Below are 21,638 nucleotides of genomic sequence, written 5' to 3'. Positions count from 1 at the left end.
CTATTATCTGCCCTCCTGCCTCTTCTGAGAGTTAGACTAGATTAGATAAAGTGATGTCCAGTTATGGCAATTTTTGCTAGAAGAATAGGCTTAAATCAGCACTCAGCCTATGGCAGCAGACAAAGGGTAATTGTTATGAAAAATTTTGGGAAAAAGGCATTGATAAAACAGCAATCACCAAAGCGCGTTGCTTGGACTGGTGCTTTGGCGGCCAGCTTGATTATGTTACCAACGATGTTTGGCGGTAATCCTGTCTTAGCGCAGAAAGCAGAGCGTGAGTCTCTGTCATACGGAGAGTTGATTCAAAAAGTTAATCAAGAGCAAGTCAAAAGAGTAGAACTGGACGAAACTGAACAGATAGCCAAAGTTTATTTAAAAGGTCAAAAACCAGACGCACCACCAATACAGGTGAGGTTGTTGGAGCAGAACAACGAGTTAATTAATAGACTCAAAGAAAAAAATGTTGATTTTGGCGAGATTTCTTCTGCCAATAGTAGAGCGGCTGTAGGGTTATTAATTAACCTGATGTGGATTTTGCCATTGGTGGCTTTAATGCTGCTATTCTTGCGTCGTTCTACGAATGCTTCTAGCCAAGCCATGAACTTTGGCAAATCTAGAGCGCGTTTCCAAATGGAAGCCAAGACTGGGGTAAAATTTGACGACGTAGCGGGTATTGAAGAAGCGAAGGAAGAATTACAAGAAGTTGTGACATTCCTCAAGCAGCCAGAAAGATTTACGGCTGTGGGTGCGCGCATACCTAAAGGTGTGCTGTTGGTGGGGCCTCCAGGTACTGGTAAAACTTTACTAGCAAAAGCGATCGCTGGGGAAGCGGCTGTGCCATTTTTCAGTATCTCTGGTTCGGAATTTGTGGAAATGTTTGTGGGTGTAGGTGCTTCCCGTGTCCGTGATTTGTTTAAGAAAGCTAAAGACAATGCACCTTGTCTGATATTTATCGATGAAATAGATGCAGTTGGCAGACAACGAGGTACGGGTATTGGTGGCGGTAACGACGAAAGAGAACAGACCCTCAATCAGTTACTCACGGAGATGGATGGTTTTGAAGGTAACACAGGCATCATTATTATTGCTGCCACTAACCGTCCTGATGTATTAGATTCAGCCTTGTTACGTCCTGGTCGTTTTGACAGACAAGTAATTGTTGATGCACCAGACTTGAAAGGACGCTTAGAGATTTTGCAAGTCCATTCGCGCAATAAGAAAGTTGACCCTAGTGTATCACTGGAGGCGATCGCTCGCCGCACACCCGGATTCACTGGTGCAGATTTAGCTAACTTACTCAACGAAGCCGCTATCCTCACAGCACGTAGGCGCAAAGAAGCAATTACGATTCTAGAAATTGATGATGCTGTTGATAGAGTCGTCGCTGGTATGGAAGGGACACCCCTAGTAGACAGCAAAAGCAAACGCTTAATTGCTTACCATGAAGTCGGACATGGTTTAGTCGGGACGCTATTAAAAGACCATGACCCAGTGCAGAAAGTTACCCTCATTCCCAGAGGACAAGCACAGGGTTTAACTTGGTTTACTCCCAACGAAGAACAAGGGTTAATCTCCCGTTCCCAACTCAAAGCCAGAATTACTTCTACTTTGGCTGGTCGTGCTGCTGAGGAGATTGTCTTTGGTAAGCCGGAAGTGACCACAGGTGCAGGGGATGACCTGCAAAAAGTCACATCAATGGCACGGCAAATGGTGACAAAGTTTGGTATGTCTGAATTAGGCCCCTTGTCTCTGGAAAATCAAAGCGGCGAGGTATTTTTAGGACGCGACTGGATGAATAAATCCGACTATTCTGAAGAAATCGCCGCCAAGATAGATTCTCAAGTCCGAGAAATTATCAACACTTGCTACCAAACATCAAAAGAACTTTTGCAAACTAATCGCGTGGTTATGGAACGGCTAGTAGATTTGTTGACAGAACAAGAAACTATTGAAGGTGATTTGTTCCGTAAAATTGTTAGCGAAAGTCAAAATCCAGTAGTTGATGAGCAATTGTCGATGGTTAATAGTCAATAGGAATCAGTGATTGGTAATTGGTAAGATATTTTTACTTATTACCTATTACTATTCTTTCAATATAGGATTCATGATTCGTTCTTGAAATATACGTAGGGCATAGCCCACAGTATCATGGTTTTGGTGGGCGATGCCCACCCTACTATTACTACTATTACCAATAATTCCCCGTACCTTCATAGCTTATTTGCGGCCTACGTTCGTAAGAAAAAACCAGAGAATTTACTCTCTGGCTGATTACAGACACAACAAAAATCTACTGAAAATTAACTTCGGTAATAACCTATAACAGCATGGTATGAGGTACAAATACCACTGTCGGGAAATAGCAAATAGCCCAGACGATGAGTAATTGTCTGTGTTGACTTTTTGCTGTTTCTCATTAGATTCTGCCTAGATTATGCAATCCTAAAACAAGACCTACTCCCAGAATATGACCGAAAGCAGTTGTTGCAAGTAACGCAGGCGCACCAAAACCACCAAAGAATTTGGCTGAAGGTAAAGCTGGTTCTGCACTAGGATACTTGATGGTCTGCCTACCGAAAGTAATGGCAATCACATTGGCAATAACCATAATAATCCCAACTGTAGGACTCCATTCCAGGGGGGTGGTTGCAGCAGCGAGTAAGGTTGAAGTTAACACCTGATTAGCTCCTGAAATTTATTAATGATTGACAATATAATCAGGATATTTCTCAACTAAATTCAAGGAGAATCCCTATTTTGCATTATTATTTAACATTGCGTTTCATTCCTTAATAAAAAATATTTTGTTTTTAAGAGATACAGAGGAGAGGAAAGAAGGTTTAAGGGAAAAATAGGATGACTACGATAAATCTTTGGGGCTGTATCTATTGTGAAGGGATTTGATAGACTAGACACCGTGGATTTGTCTAATTGGGTAACATTAGCAAAGACTAAGACAAATTGTGGACGAGTGGTTGAGCGCATCCCAAAATTAGCTGTGGCTGACACCGCTTGGTTTGCCGTCCACATTTGTTGTCAATCAGGTAAATTCTACAGTGAAGGAGATACACAATGTGTATTTCCTCTAATGAGTGTGATTAAGCCTTTTACTTTCCTGTATCTATTGGAACACATGGGAGTGGAAAAGGTTTTAAGTTGGGTTGGTACGAAACCATCAGATGCACCTTTTAATTCCTTAGAACAACTAGTTGCTGATGGTGGATATCCACGGAACCCGATGATTAATAGTGGGGCTATTACTCTCGCTGATAAATTACCAGGAGAGGATGCTGATCATCGCACTCGCTTTTTCTGCAAATGGCTCAACCAATTGGCTGGTAGTCAGATTCAGTTAGATGAATCTATGCTGGCTTCTGTCAGATTATCTCGCTCTCCTGCTAATCAGGCGATCGCTAATTATCTTGCAGAAAAAGGTTATTTAGAAGATCTCGATGTAGCACTTGATACTTACGAGCAGATATGCTGTCTTTCTGGGACGGTTGAAGATTTAGCTTTACTGGGGAAACTCTTGGCTTTAGAAAGTAGCTCAATATCACCGCAGCATCAACAGCTTGTTAACTCGGTCATGTTGACCTGTGGTTTATATGAAGCTTCTGCTGAGTATGCTGTCACAATTGGTTTACCGATGAAATCTGGGATTGGTGGGGGTTTACTCGCTATAGTCCCAACAGCAGGAGCGATCGCCTGTTATAGCCCAGCTTTAGATAGGATTGGTAATCCTGTGGGAGCGATCGCCTTTGTTGAGGTTTTATCCCGTTCTCTAGGTCTGTGTGGGAGATTTTCCCACCTTTAGCCAAAAACTAACTCTTTGGCTGACCCATCATCAACAAAACGCTGTTCACCAACACCAACTAATTCCACAATCATTTCCCGTTCTGTGGGGGAAAACTCGCCATCCCGCGCGCCTATTTCTACTATGGTTTGTTCACCCTTAATGTAAACACGGTAATGTGTTGTGCAGAAATTACCTGTTTTATACTCGAAACTCCGACCATCATCTTCATACAGCGTAAACTCACCCGCACCTATCCACACCCGAATGGTTAGCTGAGTTAGGGGATGCTCATCTACATATTGCATGACTGGAGCCATCGGTATAATTGCACCAGCACGGACATATAGGGGCATTCTTTCTAGGGGTGCATGGGCTAAGATGTTTGTTGGGCCTGTAAAAGCTTCACCAGTCCACCAATCATACCAGCAACCTTCAGGTAAGTAGACTGCCCGATATTCCACACCAGGGCGGTAGACGGGGGCTGCAAGTAAAGAAGCACCAAGCATCACCTGATCAGCCATACTGAAGGTTTGGCGATCGCTGGGGAAGTGATAAAGTAAAGGGCGGAGAATCGGCGCACCAGTGGTTGCAGCTTCCCAAAACAGCGTGTAGATGTAAGGTAGCAGTTGGTAACGCAATTGAATATATTCGCGGCAAATTTTCTCAGTGCGATCGCCAAATACCCAGGGTTCGTGTCTGGCGGTACTTAGTGCTGAGTGTCCCCGCATTAAGGGATACAGCATTCCCACCTGCATCCAACGGGCAAATAGTTCTGAGGTAGCATTCCCCGCAAAACCACCAATATCAGCCCCTACAAAAGCTACACCCGATAAGCCTAAGTTACATAACATTGCTAAAGACATTTCCAGGTGTTCCCAGAGAGATTGATTATCTCCCGTCCAAACTGCTGACCAACGCTGAATCCCTGCATAACCAGAGCGTGTCAAAATAAATGAGCGTTCCACCGGACGTAACTTTTGCATTGCTTGGGAAGATGCTTGCGCCATCATCAAACCATACAAATTATGGGTTGCTGCATGGTTACTCATCTCATCTGCTGATCCTTGAGGAGCATCAAGAGGGAAAGAAATTTTATTACCAGGGTCGCCAAAAGGACGGTCATCTAATGCTGGTTCGTTCATGTCATTCCAGATACCAGCCACACCCATACTTATCAGATTTTTGTGCCAACTTCCCCACCAATCTCTAACTTCTGGGCGCACAAAATCAGGAAACACAGCTTTATCAGGCCACACATACCCATGAAATAATTGACCATTGGTTTTTCTGACAAAATAATCCTTCTGCAATCCCTCATCAAAGACTGGGTAATCGGCTTCCGGCTCGTACTTCACCCCAGGGTCAACAATCGTCACCGCCTGAAAACCATCTTGCTTGAGGTCATCTATCAAAGCTTTCGGCTCACTAAACCGCTTAGGATTCCAGGTAAACACCCGATACCCGTCCATATAATCAATATCGAGATGGATGACATCACAAGGAATTTGACGCTGACGAAATTCCTTAGCTAGTTGACGGACTATATCCTGTGATTCATAACTCCAGCGACACTGATGATAACCCAGTGACCATTTTGGTGGTAATGACATTCGTCCGGTTAACTGGGTATAAGTAGCCAGGATTTTTGCTGGTTCGGGGCCGTAAATAATGTAATAGTCTAGTTCGCCTTCTTGGGTTTCCATCCGCCAAACACCGGGTTCCTGAACACCGAGATCAAACTGACTCCAAAAAGTAGTGTTAAAGAAAATACCGTAACCCAACCCTGGACGCAACGCCATAAAGAAGGGAATCGCCTGATACATATTGTCTGTGAGAACATCGTAATCAAGGGCATCGCAAGCCCAGTTGGTTCTGATTGTGGCTATTTGGTCAAGTAAGCCTGTACGTTCTCCAAAACCATAAAAATGTTCATCGGCTGCGATTTTCTTCCATCCAGCGATCGCACCAGTCCGCCAGCCAACACCTGGGTCAATATCCTCAGCAAAGGAGTTTCCTGTTAAGTCAAAACACTCAATCCGGCAAGGATTTTTATGTACTAGCAACCTTAGCGACTGTGTTGTAATTTCGATAATATCTGCTTGTTCTTTTACCTCAAATTCCACCGCCGGCCATTGTTCATCTTCCTGTGTAACTGCCCATGATCGACGTTTTTGAAACTCACCCATCGGTGTAACTCTGACCCGAATTAGGTTTGGTGCAATCACACTAATTTTTACCAAGGCATCGCCACAATTGAAAAGCAAATGACGATCGCTTTGTTCTATTGCTTGCACATTTCCCAGAGTAGTCCAAGATGGCTCAGTAGTATGCAGTTGTCCGAAATATTGGGGCATAAGGTTAGTTTGTCATTAATTGTGAATTTTTCAGTCCCCAACTACGTAATCGAAAACCCATAATTAAGAGTAGTGTGCCAAACAGGATGGTATAGGCAGCAATTAACCACAGAATAGCCAAAGCTTCCGCTACTGGCCAGGTAATCAATATGATACCGAAGATGAAAGAAAGAATTCCGGCTACTGCGGGAAGCCACTGATTTTCTATCGCTTGTCGTAGTTGCACAGATGTAAGAATCTCGAATATGCCTGTACAAATTGCCCAAGCAGCAATTAAATAAAGTAATACAAATGCAGTGATACCAGGGTAAATAAAAGCGATCGCTCCTACTCCAATACCGATGATTCCCTCTAGTAACAATAATTTACTGTGATTATCCTGCAACTGCTCTTGAAATGCTGCGATCGCCAATAATATTCCCCCCATCAGCCAAAAACTCCCAAACAGGTACACCAATGACTTTAAGGTCAGAATCGGCCAGCATAAAGCCACTAAACCAAAAATAATGGCGATCGCTCCCCGCGCAACCACTGTCCACCAATTGCGAGTTAGTCGTTTTCTCACACCCAGGGATTTATTTCTCATGATTTGAGTAAGTTATTCCCGACACACCTTTGGCAAGAAGCAATACACGTTGTTCAACTTAGTATTGCGCGTCTGATATTTGTTACTGCCTTGTTAAACTCAGCTTAGATACTTCCTACTGGTCTTCCATCTGACCAAGGGTGCATGATAAGTATCTATCTGTTGGAAGACGCGGGCAAAGCAGAACCATGAAAGTGTCTTGTTCTCCCACTCCCCACTTTCAAGCTAGAAAGCTATATCTATGTCAGTCTGGTAATTGAGAATCGAACGCTTCTGCCGCCGTTACAATGTCTACTCAAGATTGGTTATCACAGTTGCAAAAACAGCGAGCGATCGCAGTCATCCGCGCGCCACAGATCGAATTAGGGTTGCAAATGGCTCTGGCTGTAGCTTCTGGGGGAATGCAGCTAATTGAAATTACCTGGAGTAGCGATCGCCCAGGGGAATTAATCGCCCAATTACGTGAGCAGTTACCGGAATGTACTATTGGTACTGGTACACTATTTAATTTGCAGCAACTAGAAGAAGCGATCGCCTGTGGGGCAGAATTTCTATTTACGCCTCATGTTGACCCAGACATGATCAAAGCATCTGTCATTAAAAACATACCCATCATTCCCGGCGCACTCACCCCCACGGAAATTGTGAGTGCTTGGGCTTATGGTGCAAGTTGTGTCAAAATATTCCCCGTGCAAGCTGTAGGGGGTGCTGATTATATTAAAAGTCTGCAAGGGCCGTTAGGTCATATTCCCTTAATTCCCACTGGGGGGGTAACTCTGGAAAATGCCAAAGGACTAATTCAAGCAGGTGCGATCGCTGTTGGTTTGGGTGGGGAGTTATTTCCACAGCAACTAGTAAAAGAGGAAAATTGGCCAGCGATCGCCCAATTAGCTAAAGACTTAATTCAAGAATTAGCGTAATTTTCAGGATGAAATTATTTAAAAACCACTGTTATAGTTGATTTCTCAAAATCTGCTTTAACTCCATGATTGATGTGTTTCAACTATGAAATCACTGATTTATCTCGACTGGAAACGTGGTTTAAAAATGTTTGCGGCTAGTGCAACATTATCCTTAAGTATGGTGACTACTGGCTCTGGTGAAACATTAGCAAATTCCACCTCACAAAAAATTGAAAATACTATCGAGACTTTACAAAAATCCGAGCAGCGCTGGATTCAGATTAATCTTGCTAATCAAAGATTAATCGCTTGGGAAGGTGGAAAACCTGTATATGCGATCGTCATTTCCTCTGGTAAAAGATCGACACCCACCCGCATAGGTTCCTTCAAGATTCAATCAAAGCATAAGTCTACGCGGATGCGTGGTAGAAACTATGATGTTCCCAACGTTCCCTATGCTATGTTTTACAGTGGTAATTACGGGATTCATGGTGCATACTGGCATAGAAAATTCGGTACACCCGTAAGTAATGGCTGTGTAAACCTCGCCCCTAATCATGCTCAATGGCTATTCAATTGGGCATCTTTAGGAACACCAGTTGTCATTCAAAAGTAGTGAGTAAAAATCAAAAATCGTTACAGGTTATAGCCTATAACGATTTTAAGTTTTCAACCTAATACATCTAACAAAAATGTTGTGTGCGATTAATGAAGTTAATCAAAGACAAAAGAAATTAGATTGAACGACGACGGCGAACTTTTATCATTCCAGTTGCTAATAAACCAAGACCTAACAAAGTACCAGGTTCAGGTACGGAAGTAGGAGGAGGGGGAGTATTTCTCCCTATATTAGAGACGAATAATGAGGCGTGAGATAAAGCTTTCCCTGCGTTTCCACCACCATCCAAAGCGACACCAATAGTATTGAAGATTCCCGTTAAACCTTGAGAGAAATCATAATCTTTGAATAGGTAAGCGCTATAACCATTACCTGCTTTGAGACTTACTACAAATGTGTTACTTGACAATGTTGATCCCAAACCCCATGCACCTGAACTAATCTCTCCATCATCTGTTGTAATCGCAAAGGGATTTGTGCCATCAGATTTACCCGCTAAACTCCATTGCACCCCAGTACCAACAAAGCTGCTAAAGAGATCATCATCATTTAATTTAGAGAGCAAGGTACCTTTGTCACCCGTGTCGTTACCAGTATTTGATCCGTCACAAGCTGTAGCTGAAACACCTCCAAGTGAAATATCACCAATGCTACATATTACTGAAGAAGTTTGACCGCCACTAGCTTGACTTTGACCTTGACCACCACCTCTAGCATACGCTGGTGCAACAATTGAAGCAGAAAGAATTCCAGTAACTAATAAGGCAGACGCTGATATACAAGAAAATTTTCGTTTCATATGTGGCTAAAATTTACATCTCAAGAAATTGGTATTGCCATTTGAGGAGTTCAGTTAACAGATGTTCTATTAAACAGTTTTACAACCCGTCATAGTTTGAATTTTAATAGGGATTTTCTATATTAGTAATTGATTATTCTCTTGCTTCATCATATTTTTAGAAAACCGGATTTAAGTTTATTCATAGATGAAAATGTGACTGTATTTTCCGTATAAAGCCTGCCTGTCTTCATATAGGAGATATATAAAAAATTAGTATCATCACCAATGGTTTTATAACTAAATAAAATCTTCATCAAATGGTGATGTTTCTATTTTTTATCAACCGTTAAATTACTGGTTCTTAGTTAAGAGATACTTTATAAAGTAAATTTTAAGTAGGACAGGTAAAAAGCGGTGTAGATGTTCTTCCCGCTTTATTGCCGTTGTGTTAAGACTGTGAAAGGATTTGGGACTGAGAGACGAGAAAATTTAGCCGTAACGCATTGCCTCACGAATGTTGCGTTAGGCGCGAGTATAGTTATTTCGTGATCAATCATCTGGGAAATCGTTTATTCTCAAACAACTATCAGTCTCAGCTTTTGAGGAAAATAATTTCTAAAAGTGTCTACAAATCAAGACAATTACATTTATTTTATAAGAAATGTCTACTGTGAATTTCCGGAATATGAATCGCTGAACATGAAATAAATTATAGAAGAGGAAAACCTCAGAATCTGCCTCAAGGGAATTAGCGTAAATCCAGACTTTCGGTAAACTTTAATTCAAAAGCTCCTAGAAGTACAACCGCTACAAAAAACCAAGATTTTTGTGATGAATCTTGGATATTGGGAAATTCAAAATCTAGGAATGGATGATGTTTGCATAATCAAGAAGGTGATGGGATATGCAAAGCTGGATGCTTAATATTTGGACACGTCGCTCAGGAAATTTGTTGACAGGTACGATAGTTATTATGGTGGTTTTGCTTTCTGGGTTACTACCCACGACAGCTGACCCCAGTTCTGGGATATATAGAACCGCCGTAGTTGAGCAAAATAGCATTACTCAGCCTCGGAGAATTGAAATTGATTTATCAGCGCAACGCTTATTTGCCTGGGAAGGTAAAAAACTGGTGTATTCTTTCCGAATTTCCACAGGTAAGCGCTCCACCCCTACACCCATAGGTCAATTTAAGATTAATTCCAAATATCGCACTAATCGGATGCGAGGCCCTGGCTATGACATTCCCAATGTTCCTTACGCCATGTATTTTCATCGAGGCTATGCTATTCACGGTGCTTACTGGCATAATCGTTTTGGAACTCCAGTTAGTCACGGTTGCGTAAATTTACCAGTCAAGCTAGCACGTAAGTTATACAATTGGACAACGCCAGGGACACTAGTAATAGTCCGGCGATAAAGAGTAGTAAATCGGGTGTTCTGCCTCCGTTGCTTGCCTTCATCTATTACTATTTAGTAGATGTTGTCAGGTTGATTGAGATATGAGAGATTACCTTTTGCGATCGCTACTTGTGAGTGGAGTCGTCATTGGCTGCGGATTTTCTCCATTGTCTGCTCAAGCACAGCAACAACAGGGTGTTGATGTTCAAGTTGCTGCACTAGTGGAAGCATTGAGACAAGCTGCACCACAAACCAGTAAAGCCAACGATGGATATTATAGTGCTTGGCAAGTTAAGCCGGAAACTCTTAGAGGTTGGTCAAGAACTTGTCTGAAAAAAGAAGTTACACCCACACAATTTGAAAATAACCCCGCGTTAGCGCGTCAGGTAGTTTCTTGTATTACCCGCCGTGAGTTAAACAATCAATTCCGTGCTACCGGAAACAATGAAACTGCGGCTGTGCGTGGTGTAGCTTGTTGGTGGATGACTGGGGCATATACGGGTTGCAATACTGGTTTTACTGCTACCTATGTCCAAAAGGTTGCGGGATTTTACCAGCAGCAGCGAGCTAATCCATCAGGGCGATCGCGTTAATCAGGAGTTTCAAATCTACCTTTCACAACATGGGTGGACAAGATGTCCGCCCTAATATCTGGGCTAGTACCGCAAGACAACATTCAAAATTCAAATCGCCTTTTATACTTGAAGCTTTAGCTCTAGAAGCTGAAGGTTGAGCCTTTGAGGTCAAAAGTTGAGCCTTTGAACATAAACGTTGAGGTTCTAAGGCTGAAAGTTTAACCTTTGAGGGTGAATGTTGAGGTTTCGAGGCTGAAAGTTTAACCTTTGAGGGTGAATGTTGAGGTTTCGAGGCTGAAAGTTTAACCTTTGAGGGTGAACGTTGAGGTTCTGAGGTCGAAAGTTGAGCCTTTGGGGTTGAAATGAGAATATCGTTAGGGGTGGGATTGCGTCGCTTTGATTGCGGTGACCGTAAATATTTAGAAATTGAATTTGTCCAAAGAAGATGACAGATTCAAAGCCTAAATACAATCAGGATTTGTTAATTAAAAATCACGAATTACGCATTCTTTTATTAGCCACCATCTTCATTCCTCCTGGTGCTGCCAAAGTTAATCCCCGACGCACAGGCTGCACCGGACGCTTACTGAGTCTAGATACTTGGAATTGTGACAAAATTGTTGCTAAGACAATTTTCATTTCATATTGGGCAAATGCTAGACCGATGCAGCGCCGATTACCGCCGCCAAAGGGTAAGTATTCGTAAGGGGAGAATTGCTTTTCTAAAAAGCGTTCTGGTCGGAATTGCTTGGATTGCGGATAAACTTCTTCTCGATGATGGGCTAAATAAATACTAGGAACAACTAATGTTGCTTTCGGCAGTTTGTAGCCCATAATTTCCATAGGGTTTTTTGTTCGCCGGAAGAAAGCATTCAGCACAATAGGATAAAAGCGTAGGGTTTCTTGGCAAACTGCTGTTAAATAAGGCAATTTGGCAATAATACTGGGTTCTGAATCGTCATTCAGTGTATCTAATTCCTGAAATAACTTTTCACGTACTTCTGGTACGCTATCAATCCAATAAAACGCCCAAGTCAAGGCTGAAGCAGTGGTTTCATGTCCTGCAACCAACATTGTCATTAATTCATCCCGTAACTCTACGTCTGACATTGGCTGTCCGTCGTCATAACGTGCCGAAATTAATAAACTAAGGATATCTTGACGATTTTCGCCAAACTCAGCCCGACGTTGAGCAATCAAAGCGTAAATCAGTTGGTCAATTTTTTTGATGAGGCGCACCATTCGCCCCCAAGGACTCCATGCACCATAGTCCTTTTGCGTGAAACTAAAAAAGAAGGTGCTGGACATTAGAGGAGAACCCATGAAATCTAACAGGGTAGTTAGCAATTGCCGCAGTTCTTGAAACAATTCCCCCTCATCAACACCAAACACTACCCGCAAAATGACACGCATGGTAATTTCCTGCATGGAAGCCCGGATATTGAAGGGCTTACCCATTTGCCATGCTTGAGTGACTTGTTGAGTTATTTCACGAATAGTTTGACCATAAGCCCGCATCCTTTCACCGTGGAAAGGTGGGGTTAATAGTTGACGTTGGCGCTGATGGCGATCGCCTTCTAGTAAAATTAAAGAATTCTTACCCAATAAAAGTTCTAAAAGCGGACTACCTCCACCACTACTCTCAAAACAACTAACATTAGTAAAAATCTGTTCCAATGCTTGGGGATGGCTAAAGTAGACAAAATAACTTTCTCCACTCCCCCAGATAGTGAAGTTGTCACCGTAGACTTTGGCAAAATCTTCCACATACTGTATTGGTTGAGTAATAAACTTAAACAACCGTAACAACCGGGGTATTCTGGGGCCGTTGGGTAGGTTTTGAGTGACTGTCATAGAAATAGGAGTCCAGGGCTACTGACTTCTATTCTTACGAGTTTTTTTGAGACTGTGGGCGAAAAAACAGCTTTGTCCTTATTTTTACGGACAGGGATATGGAGATTAGCGCCGGGAAAAGTTGTAAAATCTGGATTTATTAATTTGGAATTTTGAATTTGTCAGGTCACACAAAGCTGTATATTCAATTATGGCAGGGTCGGAAGTAAGCAGTGCCAAAAATCATCACTATTCTCAACGGTAAAGGGGGAGTCGGTAAAACGACTACCGCCATCAATTTAGCCGCTCAGTTTGCGAAGAAAAAAAAGTTATCCTTATTGATACAGACATACAAGGTTCTGCCAGTTGGTGGTTTGGCCGAAATGAAAATGGCATGGGGTTTGATTTATCCCAAGAAACCAATCCTCAACTCTTAGGGCAGTTGCAAACAATAAAAGGTTACGATTTAGTAGTAGTAGATACGCCACCTGCGCTACACTCGGAAGCATTAGCTACAGTAGTAGCGATCGCAGACTATCTAGTTTTACCTACACCTCCATCAGCAATGGATTTGGCTGTGTTAATTGAGACAGTCAAAGCGGCTGTAGTTCCGGCCGGGGTTCCCCATCGGGTGCTACTTACAAAAGTGGACACCCGGAGTATAAATGAAGCAATAGAAGCACAAAATACTCTCCAAAGATTAGGAATTCCCGTTTGTAAGGCTTTTATTCGGATATATAAAGCCCATGAGAGAGCAGCCTTGGACGGTGTAGCTATTGACCAATGGCGAGGCAAAAATGCTAGAGAAGCGGAATCAGACTACCATCGAGTGGCGGAAGAATTACAGCGTGACTGGAGGAAATAATGCCTAGAAAACAGAATCTCTCCGACTTAATCCAAGAGGAAGCCCAAAAATTTACACCATCTGCTGGCGAAACCGCCATTGAAGTGACAGCTCAAGAAGTGGTTGAAGAAACTTCTACTACCCCAGAAGAATCAGAACAGACGCTGGAAGCAACTGCTACTAAACGTAGCACTCCTACTAAAGCAGATTTAGAAGCTACTATCAAAGAATTACAAGCAAGTTTACAAAAATCTGAACAACAGGAAAAATCGCTACAGCAAAAAATAGATGATTTGCAATCAGCTTTATCTGAACAAAAATCTTCAGTCAAAAAACTTACCAAGGAACTAGACGAAACCAAAAAAACTGCCCTACAACTGGCAGAAGCTAACTCCCAGCTGATAGAAGAACAGAAATCTTTGGCTTTGGCACAGGAAAAAGAACTTCTAGAAAAAGAACAGCTAGAAAAACAAAGACAACTGAATGAACAGCTAGAAAAAGAACAGCTAGAAAAACAAAGACAAGAGAAAGAAAGCTATAAACCAGTACATTATAGAAAATCACATCGTCTGCCTGAAAAGTACCCAACACAACAGATAGAAACTAATGATGATTTCTCTTCAAATACTTGGTTGTATGATTAAAGATAGAAGGCAGGGGTCATAAGAGCTTAGGAGGAAGGATTTGATATTACATCCTTTATCTCCCGTCCTGTGGTTTGGCAGTAGCGTCTCTAAAAGAGAAACTGAAGTAAAATATACCTTGATGTTTTTTCTACACGGGGATGCTGCGGTAACAATTTTGAATTTTGTAGCGCTTGCCTTTATGACGCAGGCGCAAGTTTACCCCTATGGTATTTTGAATTAATTTTTCCCTAATATCTTGAATCGTTTTTCATGCGTAATTCCTATTGATATCAATCCGCTTCATCTGCTTCTGCATCTTGAGAATTGCTCATGAAATACCGAATAATATCTCTGTTGCTGTGTGTAATGGTCATTACTCATGCTTTTCCAGCAAAAGCCGCACCTAATATATTGGTAGATTCTAGTGATAAATCTATACATATTACTGGCTGGTTAGGTGAAGAAAGTGCTTTAGTTGGTAACTTAAGATTAACGGCTCAGAGAGAAAATATTGAGAAATTTGTCTTTTTAGCCTCGGATTTGCGGCAAAAAGAAGGCAACGAAATTATTAACCGCCACCAAGTAACTGTAGTAGGTGAAACAAAACTTTCTGTAGGTATTCCTCACGATTTCCAACTAAAAGTTACGGATGTTCGTTTACCCGGAACTTATGAAGGAACTCTCCAAGTATTGCTACCAAATCAGACTCAGCCGCAAGCACAAAATATTCCTATTCAAGTAATTGCTAAAGCTAGACCGACTCTCATTCCCTTGGGTGGTACAGAACAAATTCAACTACACTTAGTAAACTGTGATGGTGTTCTTAGCTTTTTCGACTGCTTACTTGCTAAAGCTTTACTACCAGCTAGTGCATTTTTAAATCAGTGGCAACTTCAATTTGATAATCCTAATCAAGCGTATGTAACTATCATTGATGCTAAAGTCATTCTCAGAGGTGAGCAGACAGGCTATCAATTAACAGAGACAGCCTTGAATTTATCTCAAGGAACTGTGAATTTACCAGGCGATGGGCTACGCCCCGCCGTAGGCGATCGCATAATTACTCTACCATTAAATTTAAATCGTTCTATCATCCCCCCAGATCGTTACACAGGGACTATTTACTTCACCCTATCAGAGCAAACGCAAAGATTAGCCATACCAGTAGATTTGAGGATGCGTTCTGGGCCAATTATACCCCTAATGGTATTAATATTTGGCGTAATTTTAGGTCGATTACTCAAATATATGCAGGAATCTGGTAGCGACATTACCAGAGCTATTAAAGCAGTTTACCGCCTCAAAGCCAGAATTAGACAAGAAGCAGGACATAGCGAAGACCAAGACATCCTCAACAACATGGTTGAATGGGTAGGACAATTAATTAGATGGGAAAAGATAGATAAAGCCTTAGCAGAAATAGATGCCATTGAAGCCAGATTGGAAGCCTTAAACAAACTGAGACAAATAGAAAACCAAATACTAGAGATGCAGCAAGAAGACAGCCTCAATAAAATTGCTCACGAGGTGCATAAAAATATCATTAAAACTCGTTCACTGTTAGCACAAAGGAATGATGCTGTTGCTCAAAGGTGTATGCAGGAAGTAATGAAGGGTTTAGCCAACCTCAATCAAAAACGGCAATTAGATAAATATTTTCTGCACAACGAAGCTTTTTCACTGCTAGAACTAGCCGATTCAGTACAAAGGTTTTTAATTCAAGCCGATGCAGTTTCCCCAATACCGAGCAACCAACCGGAATGGAAAATTCGCTGTCAAGATTTCCTAATATTGCTTTCTGGGGTATCTGATGACATACGCATCGGAGCTACATTTTGGCTGGTGCGCCCTTTTTTATCCTTGACACTGCTGGTTGGTTTGTCTTTGGTTGGTATCGGTTCGCTTTATGTCGATAACGGACTCACCTTTGGTGCTAGACCTTTCTCCGACTATTTAGGATTAATTCTCTGGGGAATTAGTGCTGATGTCGCTAGTCGCAATCTTAGCAATTTACAAAATAAAAATTTAGATAATAATACAAACTTGAGTTAAATAAGCCGATTACCGTCCTTCCTACAGGGAAACAGCAGCCAAGGACGGTTGTCAACACCTCCAGGTATGATTTAAAGAATATGGTGCGTAATTCGTAATGGGTAATTCCTCGTGTGTAGTTAAGAATGCTGACTACGAATTGCAAAATAATTACAAACTATATGAAAATTTTTATTTAAAACAATATACTAGTCTAGCCTCTACTTTCAGATAGTTGGTAAATAGCTGGAATGTACAAATTTGCCCCTGCTTACGAACAAGAAACAATTGTATTTGGTGCTGCCCGTCCTGGTTACTCAGACCAAGAAGTATGCAATTGGATAGAGTTTATGAGGCAGCAAAATATAAAACGAGTGTGTTGTCTTCTGTCTAATGAACAACTAGCTACTTACTCCCATCTTTTAAATACATATCAACAAGAATTCGGCAATCAACAAGTTTGTTTGGCAGCGATCGCTGATTTTCATCTAGCTGATTTAGCAACTCTTACAGAGAAAATACTACCATTTTTAAGAGAAGCAGACAAACTCAAGGAAAAAGTTGTGGTTCACTGTTCTGGTGGCATTGGACGTACTGGCCATGTATTAGCTGCGTGGTTAGTTTGCGGTAGAGGATTTACAAATCAAGATGCTATAGCCGCCGTCAAACGTACAGGAAGAAATCCTTATGAAGCCGTAATCGCTTCTGTATTCCAGGGTAAAAATCCCTTAACAGTTGCGAAAGAACTTGATTTTCTGCTGAATAATTGTCGTATCTTAACGTGAGTTGTAGTTATTAACTAACTACTAAATCTAAAGAATTATATATTTTTGTAGTGATTGATATTGCCTATTTCTAGGATGTCATTTCTGGGAATGTTGCAAATTATCTAGAATTTCCATAGCACAACAAAATATTGAATAATTATTACAGTGATGGTGATGATATGAATTTAGCGACTGCAACTACCCCCAAAACATTTAGTCTTTTAAGTATTGGTCAACGAGGAGTTGGCAAAACAGTTTTCCTCGCCGGCAGCTATACAGAATTAAGTCCTGATAGTCAAACGAATACTCCTCAGAAGTTGTGGTTTGATTGTCAAGATACGGAAGTGCAAGCAAACCTGGAAAATATTAAAAATCACGTTGCTCGTACCAATCTCTACCCACCTCCCACAATTAAGATTACTAATTTTAACTTTAGTTTGAAGCGTCAAATTCGCTCAAGTGTGGAAACAGTGTGCAACTTTCGTTGGTGGGATATTCCTGGTGAGTCCTGTAATATTCATAATCCTGACTTTCAGGAAATGATCCTCACTTCTAGTGGTTGCTGTGTATTCATTAATGCCAATGCTCTGATTAATGATCAAAATTACCCGCACTTACTAGAGGATATTTACAACCAAGTAGCAGCGATCGCCTCTGTAGTTTACAAGTATAATATTAAGTATGCGTTCGCCTTGATTTTGACTAAGTGCGATCTGCTCGAACTCAATCCATCAACCCTGCTACAAATTGATCAGCACCTGCAACCACTAATTACCTATCTTGATTCCCTGAAAGCTACCTATCAAAAATTTTATTCTGCTATTCCTATTGTTTCTCTAGATGGTGTTTCCAGTCTCAAAGCTAAAGGCGCAGCTAGTCCCTTACTGTGGTTGTTATCAAATCTCAACGATGTGGAAATTTATCCACCACAAGAAGATTTGACAGATGAACCGAGCCAGCAGTCATTTATTGCATGGATACCACGACCAAAAAGCTCCAAGGAAGTTTTACTTGTATCTTTGGTAAGTGCTATTTTACTAGGGGCGATCGCATCACTTTTCCTATCCTTCAAATCATTAACATCTATTCCCCAACAAGCACCAACCATAGAACAACCATCAAACCCAATTAAACAATATTAATTTGATAAAATTTCCCAGTTTCCAAATTTAATAAAAGATCAGATTCTCTTTCCCCTGCCCTCGTAGTATGACCCCTTTACATTTAGGTCAACTTGTATATACCAGCTTTGCTATCGCGGGATTGAGAACCGTGGCGAGTAAAGAAGTTCCTCCGGAAATTCAGCAAGCCTTCTTAGAAAAGGTGGTTTACCAGTATTGGGATGCCTATAACCCACCCAGTGCTGGATATAGATCTGCATACTTATTTCAGGTAACTTCAGAGCATAACTTGTTTGGTTGGTTATACAACGATGGGCTGGATGATTTTGGTCGCAGTGATGTTCCCTATTTTCTTTGTTACTATTTAGCAGGCAAACTACATCCCCGCCAACTCGAAAACATTTTTATTTGTCTGTGTACTGGGCCACTAACCATCATAGACAGGCAAAATCTCCCAGTTTCTTTAGAAAGCTTGGTGACTCAGAACTTATGGAGTTACCAACCTACTCGTGCTGGGGTAAAAATTTCTAGACAGGTGATTGAGCAAAGCCAAATTGCCCTAAAGCAAGAAGAATTGCTCAATTTATTTGTCTGTGCGCCCCAGGATGAAATAAAAGATACTTCCATAGCCGATGGAAATTTACTGATCGTTAGTAAACAGAAAATACGTTTACTAGACACCCCTACCACCCCCAATCAAGCCATCATCCAGCAAGAACTACCTCTGGCTTTCAGGATAGCGGAAGACGATGATCAGATGCTGGTAGCTAAAACTCATCTCACGTATAGCCAAAAAGCTGTTTTCCCCTTCCCTGGAAAGTTAACTTTCATGCTGGGGACAATAGCAGCCGTTGCTTCTCTACTCACCTTGAACTATTTTCTCAAAGTCGCCCCTTTTGCTGCGACTGTCCAAAAAGTTACCGAACCTATCCCCAAGCCAAATCCGACTTTAGCCCAGAAACGTACTACCCTAACTAACACATTATTTGGTCATACAGATTCGGTTTGGTCTGTTGCACTCACCAAAGATGGACAAACTTTAGTGAGTGCTAGCGAAGATCAAACTATTAAAGTTTGGAATCTAGAAACAGCAAAGGTTACAACCACACTGCAAGGACATACCGATACAGTACGGGCGATCGCTCTCACCCCAGATGACCAGACTTTGATCAGTGGGAGTGCAGACAAGACAATTAAAATCTGGAATCTCCAGAGATTAAGGATAAAAAGAACTCTGAGTTCTCATGCTGGTGGTATTTGGTCACTGGCTATCAGCAGCGATGGACAAACACTGGTCACTGCTCACGAAAATGGTAGTATCCAAATTTGGAACTTTCCCACAGGACAACTACTCCGCACAATTAAGGGACATCAAGGTCGGATTTTCTCTGTGGCGATGAGTCCCGATGGGGAAACTTTTGCTACTGGTGGCATTGATAAAAAGATCAAAATTTGGAACTTATATACAGGGGAATGCCTCCACACAATCACCGAACATCAGGACACAGTAAGAGCGTTGGTCTTCAGCCGTGATGGTAAGATGCTGGCTAGCAGTAGTTGGGATAAAAGCATTAAGATTTGGCAAATGCCCACAGGTAAATTACTACATACCTTGCTTGGGCATACTTCACGAGTGGTAACTCTGAATTTGGGAATTGATGAACAAACCCTCGTCAGTGGCAGCCTTGACAATAAGCTCAAAATCTGGGATATGCAAACGGGAAAATTACTTGACACCATATCTGGACATACAGACTGGATTTTAGCGATCGCCGCCAACCCTGCAAAGCAAATCCTAGTAAGTAGCGCTAAAGATAAAACGATCAGAGTTTGGCAGCCGCAAATCAATGGTAGATGAAGTTATTTGAGATAAAACAATAATCCAATACCGGTGATCGCAATTATCACCCCGGCGATCGCTCGCCAACTCACTTTTTCACCTAGAAATAGGGACAGGGGGATAACAAATAGTGGACTAGTCTGCATCAGTGTAGAAGCAACTCCCGCATCTGTGAGTTTAATAGCTGTCTGTTGTAGCCAAATTCCTAGATATGTACCGCAAAAAGAAGCGAAGCAACTAATAAATATAATTCGCCACGGTTCTCTGTAAGCATAGGACGACATTTGATGTTTGTGGCTCAACCATATCCCTACCACCAAAATTAACTCAGCCGCAGATAATCGCAGTAAAGCCGCCCACAAAGGTGTAACGTTACCAGTGGCAAATGCGACACGAGAGATTACTGTACCTGTGGCATTAGTAATTGCTGCGAGCAAAGCAAAGCCAAGACCCCGGATTAAAAGACTATCCTTTACTCTCCTGTCTCCTGTATCGGGAACCCGTTCTGTTACTACCCAAGCCACCCCCATAATAGTCAGTAAAATCCCACACCAAGCGCGGAAATTTAACTGTTCTTGGAGGACAATATTGGCGGCGATCGCTGTCATGGGAGGGGCTAAAGTGCCGATGAGTAAAACACGACGCGCCCCTAAATGATTGACCGCAGTCAAAAAAGCCGTATCCCCTAAAGCAATACCAACAACACCACTCAAACAAAGGAGCAAAATCGGTGTGTGGTTAGAAGTAGATAGGGATTCGCCTGTTAACCAAATAGTCAGGGAAAAAAAGGCGATCGCCACGATTCCTTTGATCAAGTTTAGCTGTAGCGGCGGAATCCTTTGCCCTACAATTCCATACAGTACGGAAGCGATCGCCCACAAACCAGCAGCAACTAAGGCCGCTAATTCACCTTTACCATCCGTGAACGGCAAAGTTAAATAATTATTAAAAATAAAATACTCCTCTAAATTTATGCCTGAAACTATTTAATAACACCCCAAATAATAGCATATCTTTTTAGCACTCAAACCTAGAGAGTGCTAAATATAAAAGACGATTTTAATCTGGATAAATAGGCAAATATTCCTGTATTTATGGATAAGGCATAGATGATTTTGCCCACATAATTAATTTTCAAAATATGTACGTTACGTAAAACTAACTAACCACTGGGAATACTAGCATGAAATATACTTTTGATATTGTTGGTGTATCTCCTGTTTGGCAATTTTTTAGTCACCAGCAGCAAATTAAGGAGCAATCAAATCATCCAGGCATAGAATATTTAGGTAGCCATAAATGTACACTTGACGCATTGATAGAAACTGTAGAGCCAGTACCATTAAAATGGGGGTGGAACACTGAGCAAGTATTAGATACTGTTGTACAGTTTTGGATGAACAATTCCGAAAGTATTTGTTACTGGAAAACCAGATTAACTGATGGTGGTAATGAAAATATACTTGTAGCTAGATTGGCCGATATTACTGCATTACAAGCTGAATTTGAATCTCTATTAGGTAAAAACTGGTAGGTACAAAAAATTTCAGTATCTGTAGGGT

18 protein-coding genes and 1 pseudogene are annotated in these 21,638 nt (G+C 41.5%); 13 read left to right on the top strand and 6 right to left on the bottom strand.

The features are described 5' to 3' along the window. Nucleotides 1–135: 135 nt before the first annotated feature. Nucleotides 136–2,034: an ATP-dependent zinc metalloprotease FtsH gene (gene ftsH, locus ACN222_RS23860; RefSeq protein WP_044523317.1), complete on the top strand. Its 1,899-nt coding sequence runs from the start codon at nt 136–138 to the stop codon at nt 2,032–2,034. A gap of 382 nt (nt 2,035–2,416) precedes the next feature. Here the strand turns inward: ftsH and psaK are convergent, their stop codons facing one another. Then, a complete protein-coding gene (gene psaK / locus ACN222_RS23855; RefSeq protein ID WP_010998905.1) occupies nt 2,417–2,677 on the bottom strand; it encodes a photosystem I reaction center subunit PsaK in 261 nt (86 codons plus the stop codon). Nucleotides 2,678–2,890: 213 nt separating this feature from the next. Between psaK and ACN222_RS23850 the strand changes: the two genes are divergently transcribed. Then, nucleotides 2,891–3,814 carry a glutaminase gene (locus ACN222_RS23850; RefSeq protein WP_010998904.1) on the top strand — a complete coding sequence of 308 codons (924 nt, stop codon included), beginning with the start codon at nt 2,891–2,893 and terminating at the stop codon, nt 3,812–3,814. Here the strand turns inward: ACN222_RS23850 and ACN222_RS23845 are convergent. Both ACN222_RS23845 and ACN222_RS23840 read right to left on the bottom strand, forming a co-directional pair. After that, the gene (locus tag ACN222_RS23845) at nt 3,811–6,150 is read right to left on the bottom strand and encodes a glycoside hydrolase family 31 protein (protein WP_010998903.1); all 2,340 of its coding nucleotides are present in this window, start codon (nt 6,148–6,150) and stop codon (nt 3,811–3,813) included. The genes ACN222_RS23850 and ACN222_RS23845 overlap by 4 nt on opposite strands. A 4-nt stretch (nt 6,151–6,154) precedes the next feature. Continuing rightward, entirely contained in the window at nt 6,155–6,736 is a 582-nt protein-coding gene (locus tag ACN222_RS23840) for an HdeD family acid-resistance protein (protein WP_010998902.1), read from the bottom strand. A 287-nt stretch (nt 6,737–7,023) separates the two neighbouring features. On the opposite strand from ACN222_RS23840, the gene ACN222_RS23835 reads away from it, so the two are divergent. Together ACN222_RS23835 and ACN222_RS23830 are read left to right on the top strand one after the other, a co-directional pair. Then, entirely contained in the window at nt 7,024–7,656 is a 633-nt protein-coding gene (locus ACN222_RS23835; RefSeq protein WP_010998901.1) for a bifunctional 4-hydroxy-2-oxoglutarate aldolase/2-dehydro-3-deoxy-phosphogluconate aldolase, read from the top strand. A gap of 85 nt (nt 7,657–7,741) precedes the next feature. Further along, on the top strand, nt 7,742–8,254 hold the full coding sequence (locus tag ACN222_RS23830) for a L,D-transpeptidase (protein ID WP_010998900.1): 513 nt from the start codon (nt 7,742–7,744) through the stop codon (nt 8,252–8,254). 118 nt (nt 8,255–8,372) lie between these two features. Here the strand turns inward: ACN222_RS23830 and ACN222_RS23825 are convergent, their stop codons facing one another. Further along, the gene (locus ACN222_RS23825) at nt 8,373–9,056 is read right to left on the bottom strand and encodes a PEP-CTERM sorting domain-containing protein (protein WP_010998899.1); all 684 of its coding nucleotides are present in this window, start codon (nt 9,054–9,056) and stop codon (nt 8,373–8,375) included. A gap of 886 nt (nt 9,057–9,942) precedes the next feature. Between ACN222_RS23825 and ACN222_RS23820 the strand changes: the two genes are divergently transcribed. Next, complete coding sequence (locus ACN222_RS23820; protein WP_010998898.1) at nt 9,943–10,458, top strand: L,D-transpeptidase; 516 nt, start codon at nt 9,943–9,945, stop codon at nt 10,456–10,458. A gap of 82 nt (nt 10,459–10,540) precedes the next feature. Continuing rightward, nucleotides 10,541–11,032: a hypothetical protein gene (locus ACN222_RS23815; protein WP_010998897.1), complete on the top strand. Its 492-nt coding sequence runs from the start codon at nt 10,541–10,543 to the stop codon at nt 11,030–11,032. A gap of 474 nt (nt 11,033–11,506) precedes the next feature. Here ACN222_RS23815 and ACN222_RS23810 read toward each other — a convergent pair whose 3' ends face one another. Then, the gene (locus ACN222_RS23810) at nt 11,507–12,868 is read right to left on the bottom strand and encodes a cytochrome P450 (protein WP_010998896.1); all 1,362 of its coding nucleotides are present in this window, start codon (nt 12,866–12,868) and stop codon (nt 11,507–11,509) included. Nucleotides 12,869–13,080: 212 nt separating this feature from the next. On the opposite strand from ACN222_RS23810, the pseudogene ACN222_RS23805 reads away from it, so the two are divergent. The 6 genes and pseudogenes from ACN222_RS23805 (at nt 13,081) to ACN222_RS23780 (ending at nt 20,094) form a co-directional block, all read left to right on the top strand. After that, nucleotides 13,081–13,712 (top strand): annotated as a pseudogene (locus ACN222_RS23805) (AAA family ATPase). Next, the gene (locus ACN222_RS23800; RefSeq protein ID WP_010998893.1) at nt 13,712–14,335 is read left to right on the top strand and encodes a hypothetical protein; all 624 of its coding nucleotides are present in this window, start codon (nt 13,712–13,714) and stop codon (nt 14,333–14,335) included. The pseudogene ACN222_RS23805 and the gene ACN222_RS23800 overlap by 1 nt, the downstream one beginning before the upstream one ends. Before the next feature lie 312 nt (nt 14,336–14,647). Then, nucleotides 14,648–16,369, top strand: a complete 1,722-nt coding sequence (locus ACN222_RS23795; protein ID WP_010998892.1) for a coiled-coil domain-containing protein — start codon at nt 14,648–14,650, stop codon at nt 16,367–16,369. A 230-nt stretch (nt 16,370–16,599) separates the two neighbouring features. Next, on the top strand, nt 16,600–17,133 hold the full coding sequence (locus ACN222_RS23790) for a protein-tyrosine phosphatase family protein (RefSeq protein WP_010998891.1): 534 nt from the start codon (nt 16,600–16,602) through the stop codon (nt 17,131–17,133). Between the two features lie 131 nt (nt 17,134–17,264). Then, the gene (locus ACN222_RS23785; protein WP_231865489.1) at nt 17,265–18,257 is read left to right on the top strand and encodes a hypothetical protein; all 993 of its coding nucleotides are present in this window, start codon (nt 17,265–17,267) and stop codon (nt 18,255–18,257) included. 67 nt (nt 18,258–18,324) lie between these two features. Next, nucleotides 18,325–20,094, top strand: coding sequence for a WD40 repeat domain-containing protein (locus tag ACN222_RS23780; RefSeq protein ID WP_010998889.1), 1,770 nt, complete (start codon nt 18,325–18,327; stop codon nt 20,092–20,094). Between the two features lie 2 nt (nt 20,095–20,096). Here the strand turns inward: ACN222_RS23780 and ACN222_RS23775 are convergent, their stop codons facing one another. Then, nucleotides 20,097–21,008 (bottom strand): DMT family transporter, encoded by a 912-nt coding sequence (locus tag ACN222_RS23775; RefSeq protein WP_044522327.1) that lies wholly within the window; start codon nt 21,006–21,008, stop codon nt 20,097–20,099. A gap of 251 nt (nt 21,009–21,259) precedes the next feature. Here ACN222_RS23775 and ACN222_RS23770 point away from each other — a divergent pair, with 251 nt between their 5' ends. Further along, entirely contained in the window at nt 21,260–21,610 is a 351-nt protein-coding gene (locus ACN222_RS23770; RefSeq protein WP_010998887.1) for a hypothetical protein, read from the top strand. Nucleotides 21,611–21,638: the final 28 nt, after the last annotated feature.

The sequence above is a fragment of the Anabaena sp. FACHB-595 genome, assembly GCF_048568275.1.
GTDB lineage: Bacteria > Cyanobacteriota > Cyanobacteriia > Cyanobacteriales > Nostocaceae > Trichormus.
This window is presented reverse-complemented; position numbering and strand designations above follow the sequence as displayed.

Excerpts from the sequence above, each read along its gene's own strand:
- ACN222_RS23830 (WP_010998900.1), top strand. The coding sequence starts at position 7,742 with ATGAAATCACTGATTTATCTCGACTGGAAACGTGGTTTAAAAATGTTT.
- ACN222_RS23820 (WP_010998898.1), top strand. The coding sequence starts at position 9,943 with ATGCAAAGCTGGATGCTTAATATTTGGACACGTCGCTCAGGAAATTTG.
- ACN222_RS23845 (WP_010998903.1), bottom strand. The coding sequence starts at position 6,150 with ATGCCCCAATATTTCGGACAACTGCATACTACTGAGCCATCTTGGACT.
- ACN222_RS23840 (WP_010998902.1), bottom strand. The coding sequence starts at position 6,736 with ATGAGAAATAAATCCCTGGGTGTGAGAAAACGACTAACTCGCAATTGG.
- ACN222_RS23790 (WP_010998891.1), top strand. The coding sequence starts at position 16,600 with ATGTACAAATTTGCCCCTGCTTACGAACAAGAAACAATTGTATTTGGT.
- ACN222_RS23770 (WP_010998887.1), top strand. The coding sequence starts at position 21,260 with ATGAAATATACTTTTGATATTGTTGGTGTATCTCCTGTTTGGCAATTT.
- ACN222_RS23795 (WP_010998892.1), top strand. The coding sequence starts at position 14,648 with ATGAAATACCGAATAATATCTCTGTTGCTGTGTGTAATGGTCATTACT.
- ACN222_RS23815 (WP_010998897.1), top strand. The coding sequence starts at position 10,541 with ATGAGAGATTACCTTTTGCGATCGCTACTTGTGAGTGGAGTCGTCATT.
- ftsH (WP_044523317.1), top strand. The coding sequence starts at position 136 with ATGAAAAATTTTGGGAAAAAGGCATTGATAAAACAGCAATCACCAAAG.
- ACN222_RS23780 (WP_010998889.1), top strand. The coding sequence starts at position 18,325 with ATGACCCCTTTACATTTAGGTCAACTTGTATATACCAGCTTTGCTATC.
- ACN222_RS23810 (WP_010998896.1), bottom strand. The coding sequence starts at position 12,868 with ATGACAGTCACTCAAAACCTACCCAACGGCCCCAGAATACCCCGGTTG.
- ACN222_RS23800 (WP_010998893.1), top strand. The coding sequence starts at position 13,712 with ATGCCTAGAAAACAGAATCTCTCCGACTTAATCCAAGAGGAAGCCCAA.
- ACN222_RS23835 (WP_010998901.1), top strand. The coding sequence starts at position 7,024 with ATGTCTACTCAAGATTGGTTATCACAGTTGCAAAAACAGCGAGCGATC.
- ACN222_RS23825 (WP_010998899.1), bottom strand. The coding sequence starts at position 9,056 with ATGAAACGAAAATTTTCTTGTATATCAGCGTCTGCCTTATTAGTTACT.